The sequence below is a fragment of the Streptomyces sp. NPDC006208 genome (assembly GCF_040613775.1).
Taxonomy (GTDB): Bacteria; Actinomycetota; Actinomycetes; order Streptomycetales; family Streptomycetaceae; genus Streptomyces.
On sequence record NZ_JBEXSW010000037.1, the window covers coordinates 1 to 20,913 of the forward strand.

The following is a 20,913-nucleotide window of genomic DNA, read 5'->3' on the forward strand; positions in this document are numbered from 1 at the left end:
TCCGCGTTGCGCTTGAACCAGATGTTCGGGAAGCCGAGGAAGCGGTGCCAGGCCACACCCATGTTCGTGTTCAGCGAGACCGTGATCATCCAGATCAGCGACGTACCGATCTTGATCATCGCGGTGAAGTAGATGAGGTTCTGGAGCGTGGAGACGCTCAGTCCCTTGAAGGCCAGCACCAGCGGGTACGAGACGAAGTACGCCGGCTCGTAGTGGTCCACGTGGTGGATCGCGCCCTCGAGGCCCCGCAGCGCCAGGATCGCGAGACCGATGGTGAGGATGACGTACTCGACGAAGTACGCCTGCCAGGCCTTGGAGCCCGCGAAGCGCGACTTGCGGCCCGCACGGGACGGCAGGTTCAGCAGCCGGATCGCGATCAGGATGACGATGCCGACCACGGTCATCAGACCGATGAACTCGATGTACATCTCGAACGGCAGGAAGCCGCCCAGGACGGGCAGGGTCCAGTCCGCCTGGAAGAGCTGGCCGTATGCCTGGGCCAGCGTCGGGGGCAGCGTCAGGAAGCCGATCGCGACGAACCAGTGGGCGAAGCCGACGATGCCCCAGCGGTTCATACGGGTATGGCCGAGGAACTCCTTGACCAGAGTGACCGTGCGGGCCTTGGGGTCGTCGGTGCGGCTGCCCGCAGGCACGGGCTGACCGAGCTTGACGAACCGGTAGATCTGCGCGACGGCTCGGGCGATGAGCGCAACGCCGACCACGGTCAGGACCAGCGACACGATGATCGCGGCGAGCTGCATTTGGGGGCTCCTCGGGCCTGCGAGGGTGGGAAAACCGCGTCTACTAAGCGGTAACTTATTCAGTCCGTTGCTGAGACTACCCACTTGTCGTGCCGCACTGCAGATGGGCGGGCGGTGATCTGTGTCGCTCAGGCAACCCTCACCGCGGGGCGTCCGGCGACCGCGGCGGGAACCGTCCGCGCCAGGATCCACAAGTCGAGTCCCAGCCAATGTTGCTCAACATAATGCAGGTCGAGCACGCTCATTTCCTCCCAGGGCAGCTCGGAGCGCCCGCTGATCTGCCACAGGCCGGTGATCCCGGGGCGCAGTGCCTGCCGGGCCCGGTCGGCCCCGAAAGCGGGTGCCGTGCTGCCGGGGGCGGCCGGCGGCAGTGGCGGCGGGCCGACGAGGGACATCTCGCCGCGCACCACATTGATCAGCTGGGGGAGCGTGTCCAGGAGGCGGCGGCGCAGCAGCCGTCCGACCGGGGTGAGGGACTCGGCGCGGGTCGTGCGGAAGGTGAGCATCGTGAACGTCCGACCGCCGAGGCCGGTGCGCTCCCGGCGGGTCAGGACCGGGCCCGGCGAGGTCAGTGCGACGGCCGCGGCGACAGCCAGCAGGACGGGGGACAGGAGCAGCAGGAGGAACAGGCTGCCCGTCAGATCGACGGCTCGCTTTGCCGACATGGGGCGCGCCCTTCGTTACGAATGACACTTCTTGACCGAATTATCCCCCTATGACTCTCGCAGATGTATGCCACACGCACCGCAGCGCCACGCGTGCGGAGCGCAACATGCCTGTAAGGGCCGGATAAAAGTTGAGTGGCCCCGACTCAGGTCTGTTGACGGGGTCGGCGCTGTCGTGCATCCTTGAGCCAGTTCCACTCAAGTCAGCTGGAGGAATTGAAATGGCACGTGCGGTCGGCATCGACCTGGGCACGACTAACTCCGTCGTCAGCGTTCTGGAGGGCGGCGAGCCCACCGTCATCACCAACGCCGAGGGTGCCAGGACCACGCCGTCCGTCGTCGCCTTCGCGAAGAACGGTGAGGTGCTGGTCGGCGAGGTCGCGAAGCGCCAGGCGGTCACCAACGTCGACAGGACCATCCGGTCGGTCAAGCGTCACATGGGCACCGACTGGAAGATCGAGCTCGACGGGAAGCACTTCAACCCGCAGCAGATGAGCGCGTTCATCCTGCAGAAGCTCAAGCGCGACGCCGAGTCGTACCTGGGTGAGAAGGTCACCGACGCGGTGATCACCGTCCCCGCGTACTTCAACGACTCCGAGCGTCAGGCGACCAAGGAAGCCGGTGAGATCGCGGGCCTCAACGTCCTGCGTATCGTCAACGAGCCCACCGCCGCTGCCCTGGCCTACGGCCTGGACAAGGACGACCAGACCATCCTCGTCTTCGACCTCGGTGGCGGCACCTTCGACGTGTCGCTGCTGGAGATCGGTGACGGCGTCGTCGAGGTCAAGGCCACCAACGGTGACAACCACCTCGGTGGTGACGACTGGGACCAGCGCGTCGTCGACTACCTGGTGAAGCAGTTCGCGGGCGGGCACGGCGTCGACCTGTCCAAGGACAAGATGGCTCTCCAGCGTCTTCGCGAGGCCGCGGAGAAGGCGAAGATCGAGCTGTCGTCCTCGACCGAGACGACGATCAACCTGCCGTACATCACGGCCTCCGCCGAGGGCCCGCTGCACCTGGACGAGAAGCTCACTCGCGCCCAGTTCCAGCAGCTGACCGCGGACCTGCTCGAGCGCTGCAAGCACCCGTTCCACAACGTCATCAAGGACGCCGGCATCGCGCTGTCCGAGATCGACCACGTGGTGCTGGTCGGTGGCTCCACCCGTATGCCCGCCGTCGCCGAGCTCGTCAGGGAGCTGACCGGCGGCAAGGACGCCAACAAGGGTGTGAACCCGGACGAGGTCGTCGCCATCGGCGCCGCGCTGCAGGCAGGTGTGCTCAAGGGTGAGGTCAAGGACGTCCTGCTCCTCGACGTGACCCCGCTGTCCCTCGGTATCGAGACCAAGGGCGGCATCATGACCAAGCTCATCGAGCGCAACACCACGATCCCGACCAAGCGGTCCGAGATCTTCACGACGGCCGAGGACAACCAGCCGTCCGTGCAGATCCAGGTCTACCAGGGCGAGCGAGAGATCGCGGCGTACAACAAGAAGCTCGGGATGTTCGAGCTGACCGGTCTGCCGCCGGCCCCGCGCGGGGTCCCGCAGATCGAGGTCGCCTTCGACATCGACGCCAACGGCATCATGCACGTGACCGCGAAGGACCTGGGCACGGGCAAGGAGCAGAAGATGACCGTCACCGGCGGCTCCTCGCTGCCGAAGGACGAGGTCGACCGGATGCGCCAGGAGGCCGAGCAGTACGCGGACGAGGACCACCGCCGCCGCGAGGCCGCCGAGACCCGCAACCAGGGCGAGCAGCTCGTCTACCAGACCGAGAAGTTCCTCAAGGACAACGAGGACAAGGTCCCGGGCGATGTGAAGACCGAGGTCGAGACCGCCGTCGGCGAGCTGAAGGAGAAGCTCAAGGGCGAGGACACGGCCGAGATCCGCACCGCCACCGAGAAGGTCGCCGCGGTCAGCCAGAAGCTCGGCCAGGCGCTGTACGCGAACGCCGCGCCCGAGGGCGCCGCCGCGGGCGCGGGCGCCGGTGCCGGCGAGCAGGCCAAGGCGGACGACGACGTCGTCGACGCCGAGATCGTGGACGACGAGAAGGACGCAAAGGGTGGTGCCGCGTGACGGAGGAGACCCCGGGCTTCGACGAGAATCCCGACGTCCCCTCCGGCGCCACCTCTGACGACGCCGCCGAGTCCGCCGAGTCCTCCCAGAAGGAGGGCCCGGCGGCCCCGGCAGGGGACGCAGCAAAGATCGCCGGTCTGACGGCTCAGCTGGACCAGGTCCGCACCGCGCTCAACGAGCGCACTGCCGACCTCCAGCGGCTCCAGGCCGAGTACCAGAACTACCGCCGGCGCGTGGAGCGCGACAGGATCACGGTCAAGGAGATCGCCACGGCGACGCTCCTGACCGAGCTGCTGCCCGTGCTCGACGACATCGGCCGTGCCCGGGACCACGGGGAGCTGGTGGGCGGCTTCAAGTCGGTGGCAGAGTCTCTCGAGACGGCCGCCGCCAAGATGGGCCTGCAGCAGTTCGGCAAGGAGGGCGAGCCCTTCGACCCGACCATCCACGAGGCCCTGATGCACTCGTATGCGCCGGACGTCGCCGAGACGACGTGCGTCGCGGTGCTTCAGCCGGGGTACCGCATCGGCGAGCGCACGATCCGCCCCGCGCGGGTCGCGGTGGCCGAGCCCCAGCCGGGCGCGGCCCCCAAGGAGGAGAAGGCGAACGACGAGGAGAGCGGTGGCCCGGACGAGGGCTGAGCTTGAGTTCTCCGAGGCAGTGACCGTCGGGAAGGAGGGACGTCGATGAGCACGAAGGACTTCGTCGAGAAGGACTACTACAAGGTTCTCGGCGTCCCCAAGGACGCCACCGAGGCCGAGATCAAGAAGGCGTACCGGAAACTCGCCCGCGAGAACCATCCGGACGCCAACAAGGGCGACGTCAAGGCGGAGGAGCGCTTCAAGGAGATCTCCGAGGCCAACGACATCCTCGGCGACCCCAAGCGGCGCAAGGAGTACGACGACGCCCGTGCCCTGTTCGGCAACGGAGGCTTCCGGCCCGGTCCCGGCGCCGCCGGCGGCACCTTCAACTTCGACCTGGGCGACCTCTTCGGAGGCGCCCAGGGCGGGGCGCAGGGTGGCGCGGGCGGCTTCGGCGGCGGTCTCGGGGACGTGTTCGGCGGCCTGTTCAACCGGGGCGCCGGTCCGGGTACGCGGACGCAGCCGCGCCGCGGGCAGGACATCGAGTCCGAGGTGACGCTCAGCTTCACCGAGGCGGTCGACGGGGCCACGGTCCCGCTGCGGATGTCCAGCCAGGCCCCCTGCAAAGCCTGTTCGGGCACCGGCGACAAGAACGGCACGCCCCGGGTGTGCCCGACCTGCGTCGGCACCGGTCAGGTCTCGCGCGGTGGCAGCGGGTCCTTCTCGCTGACCGATCCGTGCGTGGACTGCAAGGGCCGCGGGCTGATCGCCCAGGACCCCTGCGAGGTCTGCAAGGGCAGCGGGCGCGCCCGCTCCTCGCGCACCATGCAGGTGCGGATCCCTGCGGGGGTCTCCGACGGGCAGCGCATCCGGCTGCGCGGCAAGGGGACTCCGGGCGAGCGCGGCGGACCGGCCGGCGACCTGTATGTCGTCGTCCATGTCGACGCCCACCCGGTCTTCGGCCGCAAGGGCGACAATCTCACCGTCACCGTGCCCGTCACCTATGTGGAGGCGACACTCGGCGGCGAGGTGAAGGTCCCCACCCTCGGCGGGCCGCCGGTCACGCTGAAGCTGCCGGCCGGCACGCCCAACGGGCGCACGATGCGCGCCCGTGGCAAGGGTGCGGTGCGCAAGGACGGCACCCGCGGCGACCTGCTGGTCACGGTCGAGGTGACGGTGCCGACCGAGCTCAGCGACAAGGCGAAGGAAGCGCTGCAGGCCTTCCGCGACGCCACCGCGGACGAGGACCCGCGTGCCGAGCTGTTCCAGGCAGCGAAGGGAGCTTGAGATGGATGGCCGATCCGGACGCGGTCGCAACCCCTACGAGCTGACGGACGAGTCGCCGGTGTACGTCATCTCGGTGGCGGCACAGCTGTCGGGACTCCATCCGCAGACCCTGCGCCAGTACGACCGGCTGGGTCTGGTCTCCCCGGACCGCACGGCCGGCCGGGGCCGGCGCTACTCGGCCCGCGACATCGAACTGCTGCGCACGGTGCAGCAGTTGTCGCAGGACGAGGGCATCAACCTCGCCGGGATCAAGCGCATCATCGAACTGGAGAACCAGGTCGCGGCGCTCCAGCAGCGCGTCGCCGAACTGTCGGCGGCCGTGGACGGCGCGGCGGTGGCGATGCAGCAGCGCGAGGCGCAGGTGCACGCCTCGTACCGGCGCGATCTGGTGCCGTACCAGGACGTGCAGCAGACCAGCGCGCTGGTGGTGTGGCGGCCGAAGCGCCCCGAATGAGCGGTGAGTTGTAAGGCGACGGGCCGGGAGAGCGGATGCTCTCCCGGCCCGTCGCCGTAGTGTCCTCCCCGCACTCGGGGGGAGAGCTCGTCGTCGGTGTACGCCCGAATCGTTCCCCGCGGCACTGCCAGGACCGCGGGGAACGACCCGCGGGTGTATGAGCGCCGTTCGCGATCTTGGGGAAGACGCCGTCGGCCGCGTCCTGGCCACGCGGCCGGCGTACCCGCGAGCGGCAGCCGGATCAGGGCGCCGCGGGCCCCGGCGCCGTCAGTGCGCCGTGGTCCGCCGTGTGCGTCCCTGAGGAAGACTCTTGCGCACTCATCGCGGCTTGGGCACCGTCAGCTTGTGGAACCGCAACTTGCTGAGGGGACCGGCCGCGGCGCCGTCTCCCTCTGCGGGATGTGTCATGTCCTCTATGATCGCGGCAGCCTTCGCCCCCGTTCAGGACCCCGTCGGCCCAACGTCCTTTCCGATGGGGATGTTTGAGGGCACATCGAGGAGTGGGAGCGATGACCTACGCGCCCGAGGCGCATCCGCACGGGGCCGAGCGGCTCTGCGACGACGGGGACCGGGTGTACGCCCACGCCCTGCAGAAGGGCCGCATCACGCGCCAGGAGGCCGAAGAGGCATGGTGCCTGGTCGAGTTGGCGCTGCTCCATCCCGACCCGGTGGACATGCAGTGGCTGCTGCCGACCCCTCCGCGCGTGGCCATGTCCCGGTTGCTGCACGGCATCCAGGAGGACTTCGCCGCGACGCACGACCGCGTGACGGCACTGGCCGCGACGTTCGAGCGCTTCGCGGGGCTCGACGTGCGGACCGGGGTGAGCGACGAGGGGCTGCGGGTGCTGGACGGGCACACCCGTATCGAGGCGGCCATCGACGAGGCGACCGCCGCGTGCGGAACGCGGATGTGGGCTGTGCAGCCCGACGGGATCCGGCGCGAGAAGATCCTGCTCAAGGCCTTGCCCCTGGCACAGGAAATGGCGCGGAAGCAGGTGCAGATGCGCACGCTGTACACCCATGTCGCCCGGCACGGCCCGGCCCTGGCCGCCTACCTGGACAAGCTGGGAGGTGCCGTGGAGGTGCGCACGCTCGACGAATGCATCGAGCGGCTGCTCCTGTTCGACGACGCCGTCGCGTTCATCCCGGTCACCGCGGACCGCTCCGTCGCGCTGGAGGTGCGGCATCCGGCCCTGATCAACTATCTCGCCATCGTCTTCGACCGCCTGTGGCGGCTGGCCGTTCCCTTCGCCGAGCCCGTCCCGGCGCTCGGCGGCGGCGAGGGCATCACCCACCGGGAACGCGTCATCGCCGCCCTGCTGGCCGAAGGGCACACGGACGCGGTCATTGCGCAGCGGCTCGGTCTGAATGTGCGTACGTGCCGCTATCACATCGCCAAGCTCGCCGCGGCCCTCGGCAGCAGCAGCCGCGCCCAGCTGGGCGTGCGCATAGCCCAGGCCGGGATGCTCGACTTCCCGGAACCGCTGCGGGCCGACGGCGAGAGTCGGCCATGATCAGTTGCCGTCGGTGTCCGTCACCAGCCCCGGGTCCTGCCGCAGGATCCCGGACTGGGCGATGAGATAGCCGAGTTGGGCGCGACTGCCGCTGCCGAGCGCCGCCGCCAGCTTGGCGATGTGGGCACGGCAGGTCCGTACGTTCATGCCGAGCCTGCGCGCTATGGCCTCGTCCACGTACCCCTCGATCAGGAGCTTGGCGATCGAGCGCTGGACGCCCGAAATGCCGTCGGGAGTCGGGTCGTAGGGGACTTCCTCGGTCAGCGGGACGGCGCGCCGCCACAGCTGCTCGAAGACCTTGATGAGGTATTCCACCAGGCCCGGGTGGCGGAGCTCCAGAGCCACGCGCCGGTCGTCGCGGGCGGGGATGAACGCCACCGTGCGGTCGAAGACGATCAGGCGCTCGATCAGCTCCTCGAGGGTGCGTATCTCCACCTTGCCGGCGGATATCCGCTCGACGTACGCGAGGGTTCCCTGGCTGTGCCTGACCGTGTGCTGGTAGAGCGTGCGGATGCTCACGCCCCGGTCGATCAGCGGGCGGTCCCGCTCCAGGGCCTGCGTGAGCACATGGGCGCTGCGGCCACCGCCGGGCTGGATCGTCAGCATCTCCGTCTGGCACTCCGCCGTGGCGAGGTTGAGCGCCGCGTTGATCCGGTCGAAGCCCTCCAGCACCGTGATCGCGTGGGTGCTCGCCGGGTTCTGGGCACTGATGGCCATGAACGGCTCGAAAGCATCGGTCAGTTCGATGGACACACGCCGACGGTCCAGGATCTCGCGCTCAATGGGGTGCAGTCTTTGCGCCAGGGCGACGGACGGCGGAACCGGGCGAAGCCAGTTGGCATCGTCCGGATCCGGGTGCAACAGCGCGAACTCGAGGAGACAGGGCGCGGCTTCCGCATCAATCCGGGCGATCCGGCCGGTGCTCAGTGCGCTGACATAGAGTCGCGATCCTTCGGGACACAGCTCGGTGACCGCATGGGGATGTGTCAGTTTTGTGTCGACATGCGGCAATTCTCCACCCCCCAGGGTCTTGTACGTGCAGGAACATGATGCATCGTCCCTGTGGCATTGACATGCCTGAATGAGCCATCGTCTGTGGTGCGGGGGAGAAGAAACCATCAAGTGAGGACGAAGCCGACTATGCGCGTGAGAATGCTTCGCTCGGTGCTTGCCACTGTCTTCTCTGCGACCGTGGCGTTCGGCGCCCTGAGCGGTATGGGCCTCGGCCTGGCCGACTTCCCACCGGACAGTGGCTGGGACAGCGTGCAGGCGATGGCTCCGCCGGCAGACAGTGGGTGGGACACCGCTCCTGCGAGGGCGACGTCGTGACCGTTCCCCCGGACGACCGGGTCTTCCGGCGTGAGATGGCGACGGCCTACCGATCGGGGTGGCATTTCATCGACCTCGTCACGGCAATCCCCCACCGTGGCGACTCGTTGATGGTCACCTTGTTCGGAGAGCCCATCGTCGTGGCGCGCGAGGAGGACGAGGATGTCCGCGCCTATCGATGCCTTCGTCGCCCGCGGGGTGCTCCGCAGCCCGTCCGCTGCGCCATCCGGTACGGAATGATTTTTGTCAATCTCGACCAGCGCGACCACCAGCTGGCCGAGCCCGACACCACCGCCACCCCCCGCAGTGCCTGAGCGGTTCCCCCGTCGTTTCAAATCGCTCAGGTGCTTCCCCCACACAACGGCGCCATCGTGGACCTGAAACACGATGGCGCCGTTGTGCTGCCCGCGTCCGTCAGGCGCGGCCCATCGCCCGGGTCAGGGCGATCTCGATGACCACCCGGTCAGGGTTGGGCGCCGGCGTGCGCCCGTAGCGCTCCGCGTAGCGGCTCACCGCGTCCGCGACGACCTCCGCCTCGGTGCGGATCCGCGCCACGCCCTCCAGCGTCGCCCAGCGGCCCTTGTCCACCTGGCAGAGGGCGACGCGTGCCCCCTCGGGTCCGGCGGCCAGGATGTTGGCGACCTTGCGGCTGTGCTTGTTGGTGATCACCCGGGCCATCCCGTTCGTACCCCCTTCCGGGTCGTACGTCACGCCCACCGCGACCACATGGGGACTGCCGTCCGCGCGCGGGGTCGTCAGAGTGGACATGTGGTACTCGCGCCAGAAGGCGAGATAGGACGCGTCGGGGTTGCGCGGATCGATGGCCATGGGCGGAACCTACCTTCGGGTTCTGTCCGTCAACACCATGAGTGGAATAGACTCAACTTTATGCACGCTGAATGAGTCAGTGTTGAGGGAAGAGTCCCACCCGCAAGGAGGAGAGAGCACACGTGGACGCCGAGCTGACCAACAAGAGCCGTGATGCGATCAACGCCGCCACCAGCCGGGCCGTGTCGGACGGGCACGCCGATCTGACCCCGGCGCATCTGCTGCTCGCGCTGCTCGAGGGCCGGGACAACGAGAACATCACCGACCTGCTGGCCGCCGTCGACGCCGACCAGGCCGCCGTACGGTCGGGGGCCGAGCGGCTGCTCGGCGCGCTGCCCAGCGTCACGGGGTCCACCGTCGCCCCGCCCCAGCCGAACCGTGACATGCTCGCCGTCATCGCCGATGCCGACCGGCGCGCCAAGGAGCTGGGTGACGACTACCTCTCCACCGAGCACCTGCTGATCTCCGTCGCGGCCAAGGGCGGACCGGCCGGTGAGGTGCTGGGCGGGCAGGGTGCCACGGCGAAGAAGCTGCTGGACGCGTTCGAGAAGGCAAGGGGAGGACGCCGGGTGACCACACCCGACCCCGAGGGTCAGTACAAGGCGCTGGAGAAGTTCGGCACGGATTTCACGGCAGCGGCCCGCGAGGGCAGGCTCGACCCGGTCATCGGCCGGGACCACGAGATCCGCCGGGTCGTCCAGGTGCTGTCGAGGCGTACGAAGAACAACCCGGTGCTCATCGGCGAGCCCGGCGTCGGCAAGACCGCCGTCGTCGAGGGGCTCGCCCAGCGGATCGTGAAGGGCGACGTGCCCGAGTCGCTGCGCAACAAGCGCCTCGTCTCGCTCGACCTCGGCGCCATGGTGGCCGGGGCCAAGTACCGCGGTGAGTTCGAGGAGCGCCTCAAGACCGTCCTGTCCGAGATCAAGGACAGCGACGGCCAGATCATCACCTTCATCGACGAGCTGCACACCGTCGTCGGTGCGGGCGCGGGCGGCGACTCGGCGATGGACGCCGGCAACATGCTCAAGCCGATGCTCGCCCGCGGCGAGCTGAGGATGGTCGGCGCGACCACCCTCGACGAGTACCGCGAGCGGATCGAGAAGGACGCCGCCCTGGAGCGGCGCTTCCAGCAGGTGCTGGTCGCCGAGCCGACGGTCGAGGACACCATCGCGATCCTGCGCGGGCTCAAGGGCCGCTACGAGGCCCACCACAAGGTGCAGATCAACGACTCGGCGCTGGTCGCCGCCGCTACCCTGTCCGACCGGTACATCACCTCGCGCTTCCTGCCCGACAAGGCCATCGACCTGGTCGACGAGGCCGCGTCCCGGCTCCGGATGGAGATCGACTCGTCCCCCGTGGAGATCGACGAGCTCCAGCGTGCCGTCGACCGTCTGCGGATGGAGGAGCTGGCGCTCAACAACGAGTCCGATCCCGCATCCCGGCAGCGCCTGGAGAAGCTGCGCCGCGACCTCGCCGACCGGGAGGAGGAGCTGCGGGGGCTCACCGCCCGCTGGGAGAAGGAGAAGCAGTCCCTCAACCGCGTCGGTGAGCTCAAGGAGCAGCTCGACGAGCTGCGCGGCCGGGCCGAGCGCGCCCAGCGCGACGGAGACTTCGACACCGCCTCCAAGCTGCTGTACGGGGAGATCCCGGGCCTGGAGCGTGAGCTGGAGGCGGCCGCCGAGGCCGAGGCCGAGCACGAGGCCGCGAAGGACACCATGGTCAAGGAGGAGGTCGGCCCCGACGACATCGCGGACGTGGTCGGCTCCTGGACCGGCATCCCGGCCGGGCGCCTGCTGGAGGGCGAGACACAGAAGCTGCTGCGCATGGAGCAGGAGCTGGGCAAGCGCCTGATCGGCCAGAGCGAGGCCGTGCAGGCGGTGTCGGACGCGGTCCGCCGGACGCGGGCCGGGATCTCCGACCCGGACCGGCCGACCGGCTCGTTCCTCTTCCTCGGCCCGACCGGCGTCGGCAAGACCGAGCTGGCGAAGGCGCTCGCCGACTTCCTCTTCGACGACGAGCGGGCGATGGTCCGCATCGACATGAGCGAGTACAGCGAGAAGCACTCCGTCGCCCGGCTGGTCGGCGCGCCGCCCGGCTACGTCGGTTACGAGGAGGGCGGCCAGCTCACCGAGGCCGTGCGCCGGCGCCCGTACAGCGTCGTCCTTCTCGACGAGGTGGAGAAGGCGCACCCCGAGGTTTTCGACATCCTGCTGCAGGTGCTGGACGACGGAAGGCTCACCGACGGACAGGGCCGGACGGTGGATTTCCGCAACACCATCCTGATCCTGACCTCGAACCTGGGCAGCCAGTTCCTGAGTGGCCCGGCCGCGCCCGCGACCAGCGACGAGGAGAAGAAGCGGCAGGTCCTGGAGGTGGTCCGGGCGTCCTTCAAGCCCGAGTTCCTCAACCGCCTCGACGATCTGGTGGTCTTCTCGGCCCTCACGCGCGAGGAGCTGGCGCACATCGCCCGGCTCCAGATCGACCGGCTCGCGAAGCGCCTGGCCGAACGCAGGCTCACCCTGGACGTCACCCCGGCGGCGCTGGAGTGGCTGGCCGACGAGGGCAACGACCCCGCCTACGGCGCGCGGCCGCTGCGCCGTCTGATCCAGACGGCGATCGGCGACCGGCTCGCGAAGGAGATCCTGGCCGGCGAGATCACCGACGGTGACACGGTGCGGGTGGACCGTTTCGAGGACGGCCTGATCGTCGGCCCCTCGACGGCGCCGGCCGGCAAGACCCTGTGAACCGTGGGTGACCCGGAGTAAGCCGAGAGCGGACCTGCCGAGTGGGGGTTGCCAGCCCCCGCCCGGCATGGGGGAGGATGTTGGAAACCGCTCGAAGGGAAATACACGGTGAGCATCGACCCGTCCTCGATTCCGAATTTCGGGGGCAAGCCCCAGCCTCAGGCCGCAGGACCGGCGGGCCCCGTCGTTCCCGACCAGGATCTTGTCAAGCAGCTTCTCGAGCAGATGGAGCTGAAGTACGTCGTCGACGACGAGGGTGACCTCGCGGCGCCGTGGGAGGACTTCCGCACGTACTTCATGTTCCGCGGTGAGGACGAGCAGCAGGTCTTCTCGGTGCGCACGTTCTACGACCGTCCGCACGCGATCGAGGAGCGGCCGAAGGTTCTCGACGCGATCGACGACTGGAACCGCCGCACTCTGTGGCCCAAGGTCTACACCCACACCCACGAGGAGGAGGGCACCCCGCCCAGCCTGCGCCTCATCGGCGAGGCCCAGATGCTGATCGGCACCGGCGTCAGCCTGGAGCACTTCGTGTCGTCGACGGTCAGCTGGGTGCGTGCGGCGATCGAGTTCGACCGCTGGCTCGTGGAGCAGCTCGGCCTGGAGCCTGCCGAGGCCACGTCCGACGACGAGAAGCCGGCCGACGACGCCTGACGCGTCTGCCGCACAGCGCCCGGCGGGGGCGGTGGTCCATGGTGGCCACCGCCCCCGCCGGTGTCGTCAGGGGGCCAGGGACTTCAGGCGGGTGACCGCGTCCTGCAGCACCTCGACGCGCTTGCAGAACGCGAACCGTACGAAGGGCGAGCCCTGCTCCCGGTGGTCGTAGAAGACCGCGTTCGGGATCGCGACGACGCCGCACCGTTCGGGCAGCGCCCGGCAGAAGGCGAAGCCGTCGTCCTCGCCCAGCGGGCGGATGTCGGTGGTGACGAAGTACGTGCCCGCCGGGCGGTGCACGCCGAAGCCCGCCGCCGCCAGCCCCTCGCTGAGCAGATCCCGCTTGGTCCGCAGATCGTCCCGGAGCGCGTCGAAGTACTCCGTGGGCAGTGCCAGCGCCTCCGCGACCGCGTACTGGAAGGGCCCCGCCGAGACATACGTCAGGAACTGCTTGGCCGAGCGGACCGCCGAGGCGAGCTCCGGCGCCGCGGTCACCCAGCCGACCTTCCAGCCGGTGAACGAGAACGTCTTGCCGGCCGACGAGATGGTGACCGTGCGCTCGCGCATCCCGGGGAACGAGGCGAGCGGCACATGCTCGCCGTCGAAGACGAGGTGCTCGTACACCTCGTCCGTGACCACCAGCAGATCGCGCTCGACGGCGAGCTCGGCGATCGCGGCGAGCTCCGCCGGGGTCAGGACGGTGCCGGTCGGGTTGTGGGGCGTGTTGAGCAGGATCAGCCGCGTCCGGTCGCCGACCGCGTCCCGCAGCTCGTCGAGGTCCAGGCGGAAGTGCCGGTCTGCGGCTGTGCCGTGGGACTCTTCCCCGGGCCGCAGCGTCACCGGCACGCGTACGCCGCCCGCCATCGCGATGCACGCCGCGTACGAGTCGTAGTACGGCTCCAGAGCGATCACCTCGTCACCCGGCTCGACCAGGGCGAGCAGCGCGGCCGCGATCGCCTCGGTCGCACCGGCGGTGACCAGGACCTCGGTGTCGGGGTCGTACGCCAGGCCGTAGCGGCTGTGCTGGTGGGCGGCGACAGCGGTGCGCAGCTCGGGGACGCCGGGGCCGGGCGGGTACTGGTTGCCCCGGCCGTCGCGCAGGGCCCGCACCGCCGCCTCCCTGACTGCTTCGGGGCCGTCCGTGTCGGGGAACCCCTGGCCCAGATTGATCGACCCGGTCCGTACGGCGAGCGCCGACATCTCGGCGAAGATCGTCGTGCCGAATTCCGCGAGCCTGCGGTTGAGCAGCGGTCGAGATGCCGAAGCGCGTCCTGTCATGGGCGTCATCCTGGGCCGAACCTCTGGAGTTCCTCAAGTCTGCTTTGGGCCGACGGGGCCGAGGGCATCCCCCTCTCACGCAAGAAGCGCACACGCAGGAAGCCCGCAGGAACAGGCAAGAAGCGGTCACGCGACGTCGCGGGGGGCTCGCTTCGGGGGAACGAGAAGGACGGTGTGAGTGATGTCGGTCTTCATCAGCATTGTGGTCGTCGGTCTGGTGCTCGTCGTGGCCGTCTCGGTGGCCGCTGCGCGGAGCGGCGGCCGCAAGAAGGTCAGCACGAGCAAGCGCCGCCGCAGCGCCGCCGCGGGCGGCGGCGGCAGCTGGTGGGTGGGGGACGGGGGGTCCGGCGCCGGGTCGTCCTGCAGCAGCTCCTCCTCGTCCTGCGGGGGCGGTTCGTCCTCCTCCTGCGGCGGCGGCGGAGGAGGCTGTGGCGGAGGCAGCTGACACGGGGCAGCTGGTCCGCGGCAAGTGAAGGTGCCCGGTGGGTTAACTCCCGCCGGGCACCTTTCTGTTGGCGTCTTCCTGATTGTCGCGTCGCTGCGTAACCCGTTCTCCGTTGAACAGTTGAACCTTTGGGTCCCTGAGGGGATGGAAACCATGCCAGATTGGGTAAAAACGCTGTGGGCGCCGCGCACTTCATGATTCCCTCGCTCTCGGAACCTGTTGGATCCATCCAGCCCTCGGACCTCATGTGGACCCGAGCAGGCCACCCCCCACCTTCTGCGCTCTGTTTCTGGAGTGCCCTGGTCCACGTGCCCACCTGCCGAAGTGTGTTTTGCGGAGCCGACCCATGCTCACGACCCTGAAAACCGCCTATACGGACACCCGAGCCGAAGACCTCGCCTGGGCACTGGGGCGGGAGCCGTTGCCCGCCCTGGCCGTTCTCGATCTTGAACTGGCCGGAGCCAAAGTGCAGTTGAGACTTCTCGGCGCCTCCCACCAGGTGCTGCTCGAGGAGGATCGGGGGACCTGTTCGGAGACCGTCGCCTGTATCCCCGGCAGCAGCACCCCGCTGCCTCTCGGTGTCGCCAAGCGACTCGGCGACTGGGAGTACGAGTTCGCCGCGCGCGTCGAGACCCTCTCGCGAGGGTCGTTCGCCGGGCGCGCGCAGGAGCTGCTGGCCCTGGTCACCGACCATCCGAACGGCCTCGCGGGCACGTTTCCCGGCTCGCCGCACGCGTTCACCGCGATGCTCGCCCAGCGCTGTGAGGGCCAGGTGCGGTGGCGCACCTGGCACGCGTATCCGCAGGAGGGCCGGCTGGTGGTGACCCGTACCTGCGTAGGCGCGCCGGCGCACGGTGCGCGCCCGGAGCACCGCCCACGGCCTGCCGCGCTGTAGTTACCTCGTGTGGGTGACGATCGGCGTGCGGAGCGTGACGTAGCGTTACGCGGATGATCGAACGGCAGCGGACGTCCTCGCGGGTGGTGTCGCGAACGCCGACGCGAACACCGACGCGGGCGCCGTCGCGGGCAGTTCCGCCCCAGGGCGGGGCGGAACTGCCCGTGCGCCCCGACGCCGGCCGCTGTCTGGTGCTGGCGGCCGTGTTCGTCTGTGCCGCCTGCGGTCTGGTGTACGAACTCGAACTGGTAGCACTCGCCTCGTACTTGATCGGCGACTCGGTCACCCAGGCGTCCGTCGTGCTCTCCGTGATGGTCTTCGCGATGGGCATCGGCTCACTCCTCGCCAAACGGCTGCGCTGCCGGGCTGCCGTCGGCTTCGGTGTGCTCGAGGCGGCGCTCGCGCTGATCGGCGGCTGTTCGGCGATGGTGCTGTACGCGGCCTTCGCCTGGCTGGGCGAGTCCCGCTCGGTGCTGGTGGCGTTCTCGCTGGCCATCGGGGTGCTGATCGGTGCGGAGATACCGCTGCTGATGTCGCTGATCCAGCGCATCTCGCGCAGGGACGCGGAGGGCACGGTCGCCGATCTGTTCGCCGCCGACTATGTGGGCGCGCTCGTCGGCGGGCTCGCGTTCCCGTTCCTGCTGCTGCCCTGGCTCGGCCAGCTCACCGGCGCGCTGCTGACCGGGGCCGTCAACGCGGTGGCGGGCGGCGCGGTCGTGCTGTGGCTGTTCCGCCGCGATCTGACCGTGCGCGCCAGGGCGTTGCTGCTGGCCGCCAATGTCGCGGTGCTCGCGGTGCTGGCGCTGGCGACCGTGCTGTGCGGCGACTTCGAGCAGGCGGCGCGCCGGGCGATGTACGGCGACCAGGTGCGCGCGGCGGTGCACACCGATGTGCAGGAGATCGTTCTCGCGGGCGGCAGACCGGGGCCGCCGGATCTGTATCTGAACGGGCAGCTCAAGGTCAGTGGCCGCGACGAGCACCGCTACCACGAGGCGCTCGTCCATCCTGCGATGCGAGGGCCGCACACACGGGTGCTGATCCTGGGTGGGGGAGACGGCCTCGCCGCGCGCGAGGCGCTGCGCCATCCGGGCGTCCGGTCGGTGACCGTGGTCGAACTGGATCCGGGCGTCGCCCGCCTCGCCCGTACGGATCCGGGGCTCGCCGGGCTCAACGCCCATGCCCTGGAAGACCCGCGGGTACGGGTGGTCCATGCGGATGCCTTCAGCTGGCTGCGTGGCGCGGGCTTCGGGGCGTACGACGTGATCGTCTCCGATCTGCCCGCCCCGGCCTTCACCGCCAGTTCCAAGCTGTACTCGCTGGAGTTCTACGGGCTCACCCGGGGCGCGCTCGCGGACGGCGGACGGCTGGTGGTGCATGCCGGGCCGGTCCTGACCCGGGCGCATACGTACTGGACGGTCGAGGCGACCCTCCGTGCGGCGGGGCTGCACCCACGCGGCTACCGCGCCGAGGCGGGTGCGGGGCCGGCGCGGTTGCGGCGAGCCGGAGCGGCGCCGCGTGACTGGGGCTTTCTGATCGCTGCCGAGGGCCGTGCTCCACGGCTCGGTCTCGACGCCGGCGGGCCCCGGCTGCGGGCGCTCACCACCGGTGCGCTGGCCGAGGGCGCGCGGGAGACGGAGGCCACGCGGCCGCCGGGTGCGCTGCCGCCGTCGACGCTGGTCCACCCGCGATACGGACACTGAGCCGCACCCGAAAGGCAGACGTGGCGCGCCGGGCTGAGTAGGCTCGGCTTCCATGGAGCATGAGGTGTTCGTTCCGGTTCCGGCAGAGACACTCCGACAGCTGCTGCGGGACCCCGCGCGGGTCGCCCGCTGCGTCCCGGGGCTCCAGCAGGACGCGGACGCGTCCGCGGGCCCGCTCTCGGGCCGGCTCAAGGTACGCGCCGGCGGGCACACCATCACCTACCGCGGCGCGCTGCACCTCACGGAGCAGGACGGGGTCTTCGCGGTCGAGGGCAAGGGCACAGAGGTGCGTGGCGGCGGCTCGGTGAAGGTGACGCTGGCGATCCGCCCGGAGCCGACCGACGGCGGGACGACCCTGGGCTTCACGGGAACGTCCCACGCGGAGGGCCGCCTGGCCGACCTTTCCCCGGACACGGCGACATCGGCGGCGCACCGTCTGCTGGACCGTTTCGCCGCGGCCATGGCCGCGGCGGTGGCGACCACGGACACGGGAACGGCCGGGGCCGGGCAGGCCGGACCCGAGGCTGCCGCGCACGACGCCACGGATACGGGGGCCGCCTCCGAGGCGGGCGCTGCGGATACGACGTCCGGTGGCGACTCCGACGCTGACACACCGTCCGGTGCCGCACCGGATGAGGCCGTCGCCGCCGACTCGGCTGTCACCGGGTCAGGCGATGACGCCGACACCTCAGTCTTCGACACGCCTGTCCCGCCGCCCTCGCTCGGGCCGGATGCCGAGGACGAGTTCGACGACGTCGACGACCTCGACGAGGTGGATGACGTGGACGAGTTGACGGCTGCCGCCGCGCCCGAGGAGCCGGCCGCCGAGGCCGCCCATGCCCGGCGGACCATGATCGGGCGCAGTGCGGAAGAGGTCGACCACGCCCCGCCCCGCGGGCGTTACGCGCCGGCCCCCGCGCCCGAGGCCGGTACGGCCGGTGTGACGCTGCGCTGGCTCGCACCCGCCGCCGCGCTGGCGGTCGCGTCCGCCGTCGTCATCGGCCGGGTGCTGCGCCGACGCCAGTAGCCGTCCGCGGCTACTGTCATGGTGTGAGTAGCAGCGATGAAAGCGTCCGGCTGGCCGCCGGAGACGTCGAGTTGACCGTGCGTCCGGAGAACGGCTGCCGTATCGCCGGCCTTGAGATCGGCGGCACCGAGGTGCTGCGCCAGGGGGCGAAGTACGGCTCGTTCCCGATGGTCCCCTGGTGCGGACGGGTACGGGACGGGCTGTTCTACAACGGGGCGGTGCGCCATCACCTGCCGCTCAACTCCCCGCCGCACGCCATCCACGGGACCGGCCGCGACTCCGTCTGGCGTACCGCCGTGGCGGGCAAGAGCGAGGCGGCCTTCGTCTACGACCTCGCCGACCCCTGGCCGTACTCCGGACGGGTCACGCACACCTTCGCGCTCACCGAGGAATCGCTGACGCTCGCCATGGGCATCGAGACGTACGAGACGTCCTTCCCCGCGCAGGCGGGCTGGCACCCGTGGTTCCGGCGCAACCTCGGCGGCGGGCGCGACGAGGATGTGCGGATCGACTTCACGCCCGAGTGGCAGGAGGAGCGCGGTGCGGACCATATGCCCACCGGACAGCGCATCGCGCCGCTCCCCGGCCCCTGGGACGACTGCTTCGGCATGCCCGGCGGTGTCAAGGTCACCCTCACCTGGCCCGGCCGGCTGGAGCTGACCGTCACGAGTGCGGCCGAGTGGGTCGTGGTCTACGACGAGCAGGACGAGGCGGTCTGCGTGGAGCCCCAGTCCGGTCCGCCGGACGGCCTCAACACGCACCCGCGGCTGGTCACTCCCATCGACCCCCTGGAGATGACGACAACCTGGACCTGGCGGCGCATCTAAGCTGGCGACCATGACTGACGTACGCGCTGAGCTGCTCGAGCAGATCAAGGACAAGGCCGTGGTGCACGGCAAGGTGACCCTCTCCTCGGGTCTTGAGGCCGACTGGTACATCGACCTGCGCCGGATCACGCTGGACGGCCAGGCCGCGCCGATGGTCGGCCAGGTGATGCTCGACGCCACCGCGGAATTGGACTACGACTGCGTGGGCGGTCTGACGCTGGGCGCCGACCCGGTCGCGACGTCGATGCTGCACGCGTCGGCGGCCCGCGGGAAGCGGCTCGACGCGTTCGTCGTCCGCAAGGCCGGCAAGGCGCACGGGATGCAGCGCCGTATCGAGGGCACGGATGTGAAGGGCCGCCGCTGCCTGGTCGTCGAGGACGTCTCGACGACGGGAGGCTCCCCGCTGACCGCCGTCGAGGCGGTCCGGGAAGCCGGCGGCGAGGTCGTCGCGGTCGCCGTGATCGTGGAGCGGGGTGCCGCCCCCAGGATCGCGGAGGCGGGCCTGCCGTACGTCAACGCGTACTCGCTGGACGAGCTCGGCCTCGCCTGAGTGACGGGGATCTACTGACCCGGAATCAGTGATTCCAGGTCTGACCTGCGGTGATGTCGAGGGGCGCACTGTTTCACGTGAAACGGGACGCCCCTCGCGCATGATCGCAAGACGGGCATGGTGGACCCTGGCCAGGAGTCTGGAAAGATAGGCCGCGACGATGACGTCGCCCCCAGGTCAGGGCCAGCACCACATACCCGCACATCACAAGGAGCGGACACATGCCCATCGCGACTCCCGAGGTCTACAACGAGATGCTCGACCGGGCGAAGGCAGGCAAGTTCGCCTACCCGGCCATCAACGTGACCTCGTCCCAGACCCTGCACGCTGCACTGCGTGGCTTCGCGGAGGCCGAGAGCGACGGCATCATCCAGATTTCCACCGGCGGCGCCGAATTCCTGGGTGGCCAGTACAGCAAGGACATGGTCACCGGCGCTGTCGCCCTGGCCGAGTTCGCGCACATCGTCGCTGCGAAGTACGACATCACCGTCGCGCTGCACACGGACCACTGCCCGAAGGACAAGCTGGACGGCTATGTGCGTCCGCTGCTCGCCGTCTCCGCAGAGCGCGTGGCCAAGGGCCAGGACCCGCTGTTCCAGTCCCACATGTGGGACGGCTCGGCCGAGACCCTCGCCGACAACCTGGCCATCGGCCAGGAGCTGCTGGCGCAGGCTGTCGCCGCCAAGATCATCCTCGAGGTCGAGATCACCCCGACCGGTGGCGAGGAGGACGGTGTGACGCACGAGATCAACGACGAGCTGTACACCACCGTCGAGGACGCGCTGCGCACCGCCGAGGCGCTCGGCCTGGGCGAGAAGGGCCGCTACCTGCTGGCCGCCTCCTTCGGCAACGTCCACGGCGTCTACAAGCCGGGCAACGTCGTGCTGCGCCCCGAGCTGCTGAAGGACCTGCAGGCCGGTGTCGCCGCCAAGTACGGCAAGGCCGAGCCGTTCGACTTCGTCTTCCACGGCGGCTCCGGCTCGACGGCCGAGGAGATCGCCACCGCGCTGGAGAACGGCGTCGTGAAGATGAACCTCGACACCGACACCCAGTACGCCTTCACCCGCCCCGTCGCGGACCACATGTTCAAGAACTACGACGGTGTCCTGAAGGTCGACGGCGAGGTCGGCTCCAAGAAGACCTACGACCCGCGCAGCTGGGGCAAGCTGGCCGAGGCCGGCATGGCCACGCGCGTGACCGAGGCCTGTGCCGCCCTCCGCTCCACCGGCACCAAGATCAAGTAAGCGGCCGCTGTATCAAGCAGCCGCTGTACCCGGGCCCGGCACCCCTTCGCGGGGGCGC

Annotated in this window: 19 protein-coding genes and 1 pseudogene; 15 read left to right on the forward strand and 5 right to left on the reverse strand. The window is 69.7% G+C overall.

Translation table 11 applies throughout. From position 1 onward, the window contains the following. Positions 1-761 (reverse strand): annotated as a pseudogene (locus tag ABZ208_RS27060) (Fe-S oxidoreductase); the annotation flags it as partial. A 128-nt stretch (positions 762-889) separates the two neighbouring features. Further along, positions 890-1,426 carry a sugar transferase gene (locus tag ABZ208_RS27065; RefSeq protein WP_356912065.1) on the reverse strand — a complete coding sequence of 179 codons (537 nt, stop codon included), beginning with the start codon at positions 1,424-1,426 and terminating at the stop codon, positions 890-892. A gap of 221 nt (positions 1,427-1,647) precedes the next feature. Here ABZ208_RS27065 and dnaK point away from each other — a divergent pair, with 221 nt between their 5' ends. The 5 genes from dnaK to ABZ208_RS27090 all read left to right on the forward strand — a co-directional run bounded on the left by dnaK (position 1,648) and on the right by ABZ208_RS27090 (position 7,334). Then, positions 1,648-3,501 (forward strand): molecular chaperone DnaK, encoded by a 1,854-nt coding sequence (gene dnaK, locus ABZ208_RS27070; protein ID WP_356912067.1) that lies wholly within the window; start codon positions 1,648-1,650, stop codon positions 3,499-3,501. Continuing rightward, the gene (gene grpE, locus ABZ208_RS27075) at positions 3,498-4,139 is read left to right on the forward strand and encodes a nucleotide exchange factor GrpE (RefSeq protein ID WP_328398482.1); all 642 of its coding nucleotides are present in this window, start codon (positions 3,498-3,500) and stop codon (positions 4,137-4,139) included. Before dnaK ends, grpE begins: the two co-directional genes overlap by 4 nt. Positions 4,140-4,184: 45 nt before the next feature. After that, a complete protein-coding gene (dnaJ, locus tag ABZ208_RS27080) occupies positions 4,185-5,366 on the forward strand; it encodes a molecular chaperone DnaJ (protein WP_328398481.1) in 1,182 nt (393 codons plus the stop codon). A 1-nt stretch (position 5,367) separates the two neighbouring features. Then, positions 5,368-5,820, forward strand: coding sequence for a helix-turn-helix domain-containing protein (locus ABZ208_RS27085; RefSeq protein WP_328398479.1), 453 nt, complete (start codon positions 5,368-5,370; stop codon positions 5,818-5,820). 509 nt (positions 5,821-6,329) lie between these two features. Beyond that, the gene (locus ABZ208_RS27090) at positions 6,330-7,334 is read left to right on the forward strand and encodes a LuxR C-terminal-related transcriptional regulator (RefSeq protein ID WP_356912068.1); all 1,005 of its coding nucleotides are present in this window, start codon (positions 6,330-6,332) and stop codon (positions 7,332-7,334) included. Here the strand turns inward: ABZ208_RS27090 and ABZ208_RS27095 are convergent, their stop codons facing one another. After that, positions 7,335-8,345: a helix-turn-helix transcriptional regulator gene (locus tag ABZ208_RS27095; protein ID WP_328398475.1), complete on the reverse strand. Its 1,011-nt coding sequence runs from the start codon at positions 8,343-8,345 to the stop codon at positions 7,335-7,337. Positions 8,346-8,659: 314 nt separating this feature from the next. On the opposite strand from ABZ208_RS27095, the gene ABZ208_RS27100 reads away from it, so the two are divergent. Then, complete coding sequence (locus tag ABZ208_RS27100; protein ID WP_053557087.1) at positions 8,660-8,977, forward strand: (2Fe-2S)-binding protein; 318 nt, start codon at positions 8,660-8,662, stop codon at positions 8,975-8,977. A 100-nt stretch (positions 8,978-9,077) separates the two neighbouring features. Here the strand turns inward: ABZ208_RS27100 and ABZ208_RS27105 are convergent, their stop codons facing one another. Then, a complete protein-coding gene (locus ABZ208_RS27105; protein ID WP_356912069.1) occupies positions 9,078-9,491 on the reverse strand; it encodes a pyridoxamine 5'-phosphate oxidase family protein in 414 nt (137 codons plus the stop codon). A 122-nt stretch (positions 9,492-9,613) separates the two neighbouring features. Between ABZ208_RS27105 and clpB the strand changes: the two genes are divergently transcribed. Then, the gene (gene clpB, locus ABZ208_RS27110) at positions 9,614-12,235 is read left to right on the forward strand and encodes an ATP-dependent chaperone ClpB (protein ID WP_356912070.1); all 2,622 of its coding nucleotides are present in this window, start codon (positions 9,614-9,616) and stop codon (positions 12,233-12,235) included. Positions 12,236-12,343: 108 nt separating this feature from the next. Then, a complete protein-coding gene (locus ABZ208_RS27115; protein WP_356912071.1) occupies positions 12,344-12,889 on the forward strand; it encodes a YbjN domain-containing protein in 546 nt (181 codons plus the stop codon). A 66-nt stretch (positions 12,890-12,955) separates the two neighbouring features. On the opposite strand, the gene ABZ208_RS27120 is transcribed toward ABZ208_RS27115, so the two are convergent. Beyond that, positions 12,956-14,167 carry a pyridoxal phosphate-dependent aminotransferase gene (locus tag ABZ208_RS27120; RefSeq protein ID WP_356912072.1) on the reverse strand — a complete coding sequence of 404 codons (1,212 nt, stop codon included), beginning with the start codon at positions 14,165-14,167 and terminating at the stop codon, positions 12,956-12,958. A gap of 181 nt (positions 14,168-14,348) precedes the next feature. Between ABZ208_RS27120 and ABZ208_RS27125 the strand changes: the two genes are divergently transcribed. From ABZ208_RS27125 to fbaA, 7 genes are all read left to right on the forward strand, one after another. Then, positions 14,349-14,612, forward strand: coding sequence for a hypothetical protein (locus ABZ208_RS27125; protein WP_356912073.1), 264 nt, complete (start codon positions 14,349-14,351; stop codon positions 14,610-14,612). A gap of 346 nt (positions 14,613-14,958) precedes the next feature. Further along, a complete protein-coding gene (locus tag ABZ208_RS27130; protein ID WP_356912075.1) occupies positions 14,959-15,507 on the forward strand; it encodes a DUF2617 family protein in 549 nt (182 codons plus the stop codon). 53 nt (positions 15,508-15,560) lie between these two features. Next, positions 15,561-17,207 carry a polyamine aminopropyltransferase gene (locus ABZ208_RS27135; RefSeq protein WP_356912076.1) on the forward strand — a complete coding sequence of 549 codons (1,647 nt, stop codon included), beginning with the start codon at positions 15,561-15,563 and terminating at the stop codon, positions 17,205-17,207. A 52-nt stretch (positions 17,208-17,259) separates the two neighbouring features. Next, entirely contained in the window at positions 17,260-18,234 is a 975-nt protein-coding gene (locus ABZ208_RS27140) for an SRPBCC domain-containing protein (protein ID WP_356912077.1), read from the forward strand. Positions 18,235-18,257: 23 nt separating this feature from the next. Beyond that, on the forward strand, positions 18,258-19,061 hold the full coding sequence (locus tag ABZ208_RS27145; protein WP_356912078.1) for an aldose 1-epimerase: 804 nt from the start codon (positions 18,258-18,260) through the stop codon (positions 19,059-19,061). 10 nt (positions 19,062-19,071) lie between these two features. Beyond that, a complete protein-coding gene (pyrE, locus tag ABZ208_RS27150) occupies positions 19,072-19,611 on the forward strand; it encodes an orotate phosphoribosyltransferase (RefSeq protein WP_328398452.1) in 540 nt (179 codons plus the stop codon). Between the two features lie 221 nt (positions 19,612-19,832). Further along, positions 19,833-20,855: a class II fructose-bisphosphate aldolase gene (gene fbaA / locus ABZ208_RS27155; RefSeq protein ID WP_356912079.1), complete on the forward strand. Its 1,023-nt coding sequence runs from the start codon at positions 19,833-19,835 to the stop codon at positions 20,853-20,855. Positions 20,856-20,913: the final 58 nt, after the last annotated feature.

What these genes read in the sequence shown, in the direction of transcription:
- ABZ208_RS27140 (WP_356912077.1), top strand. Translation starts at nt 17,260, where the DNA reads ATGGAGCATGAGGTGTTCGTTCCGGTTCCGGCAGAGACACTCCGACAG.
- ABZ208_RS27120 (WP_356912072.1), bottom strand. Translation starts at nt 14,167, where the DNA reads ATGACAGGACGCGCTTCGGCATCTCGACCGCTGCTCAACCGCAGGCTC.
- ABZ208_RS27130 (WP_356912075.1), top strand. Translation starts at nt 14,959, where the DNA reads ATGCTCACGACCCTGAAAACCGCCTATACGGACACCCGAGCCGAAGAC.
- ABZ208_RS27135 (WP_356912076.1), top strand. Translation starts at nt 15,561, where the DNA reads ATGATCGAACGGCAGCGGACGTCCTCGCGGGTGGTGTCGCGAACGCCG.
- ABZ208_RS27105 (WP_356912069.1), bottom strand. Translation starts at nt 9,491, where the DNA reads ATGGCCATCGATCCGCGCAACCCCGACGCGTCCTATCTCGCCTTCTGG.
- ABZ208_RS27125 (WP_356912073.1), top strand. Translation starts at nt 14,349, where the DNA reads ATGTCGGTCTTCATCAGCATTGTGGTCGTCGGTCTGGTGCTCGTCGTG.
- ABZ208_RS27090 (WP_356912068.1), top strand. Translation starts at nt 6,330, where the DNA reads ATGACCTACGCGCCCGAGGCGCATCCGCACGGGGCCGAGCGGCTCTGC.
- ABZ208_RS27065 (WP_356912065.1), bottom strand. Translation starts at nt 1,426, where the DNA reads ATGTCGGCAAAGCGAGCCGTCGATCTGACGGGCAGCCTGTTCCTCCTG.
- pyrE (WP_328398452.1), top strand. Translation starts at nt 19,072, where the DNA reads ATGACTGACGTACGCGCTGAGCTGCTCGAGCAGATCAAGGACAAGGCC.
- dnaJ (WP_328398481.1), top strand. Translation starts at nt 4,185, where the DNA reads ATGAGCACGAAGGACTTCGTCGAGAAGGACTACTACAAGGTTCTCGGC.
- ABZ208_RS27085 (WP_328398479.1), top strand. Translation starts at nt 5,368, where the DNA reads ATGGATGGCCGATCCGGACGCGGTCGCAACCCCTACGAGCTGACGGAC.
- dnaK (WP_356912067.1), top strand. Translation starts at nt 1,648, where the DNA reads ATGGCACGTGCGGTCGGCATCGACCTGGGCACGACTAACTCCGTCGTC.
- fbaA (WP_356912079.1), top strand. Translation starts at nt 19,833, where the DNA reads ATGCCCATCGCGACTCCCGAGGTCTACAACGAGATGCTCGACCGGGCG.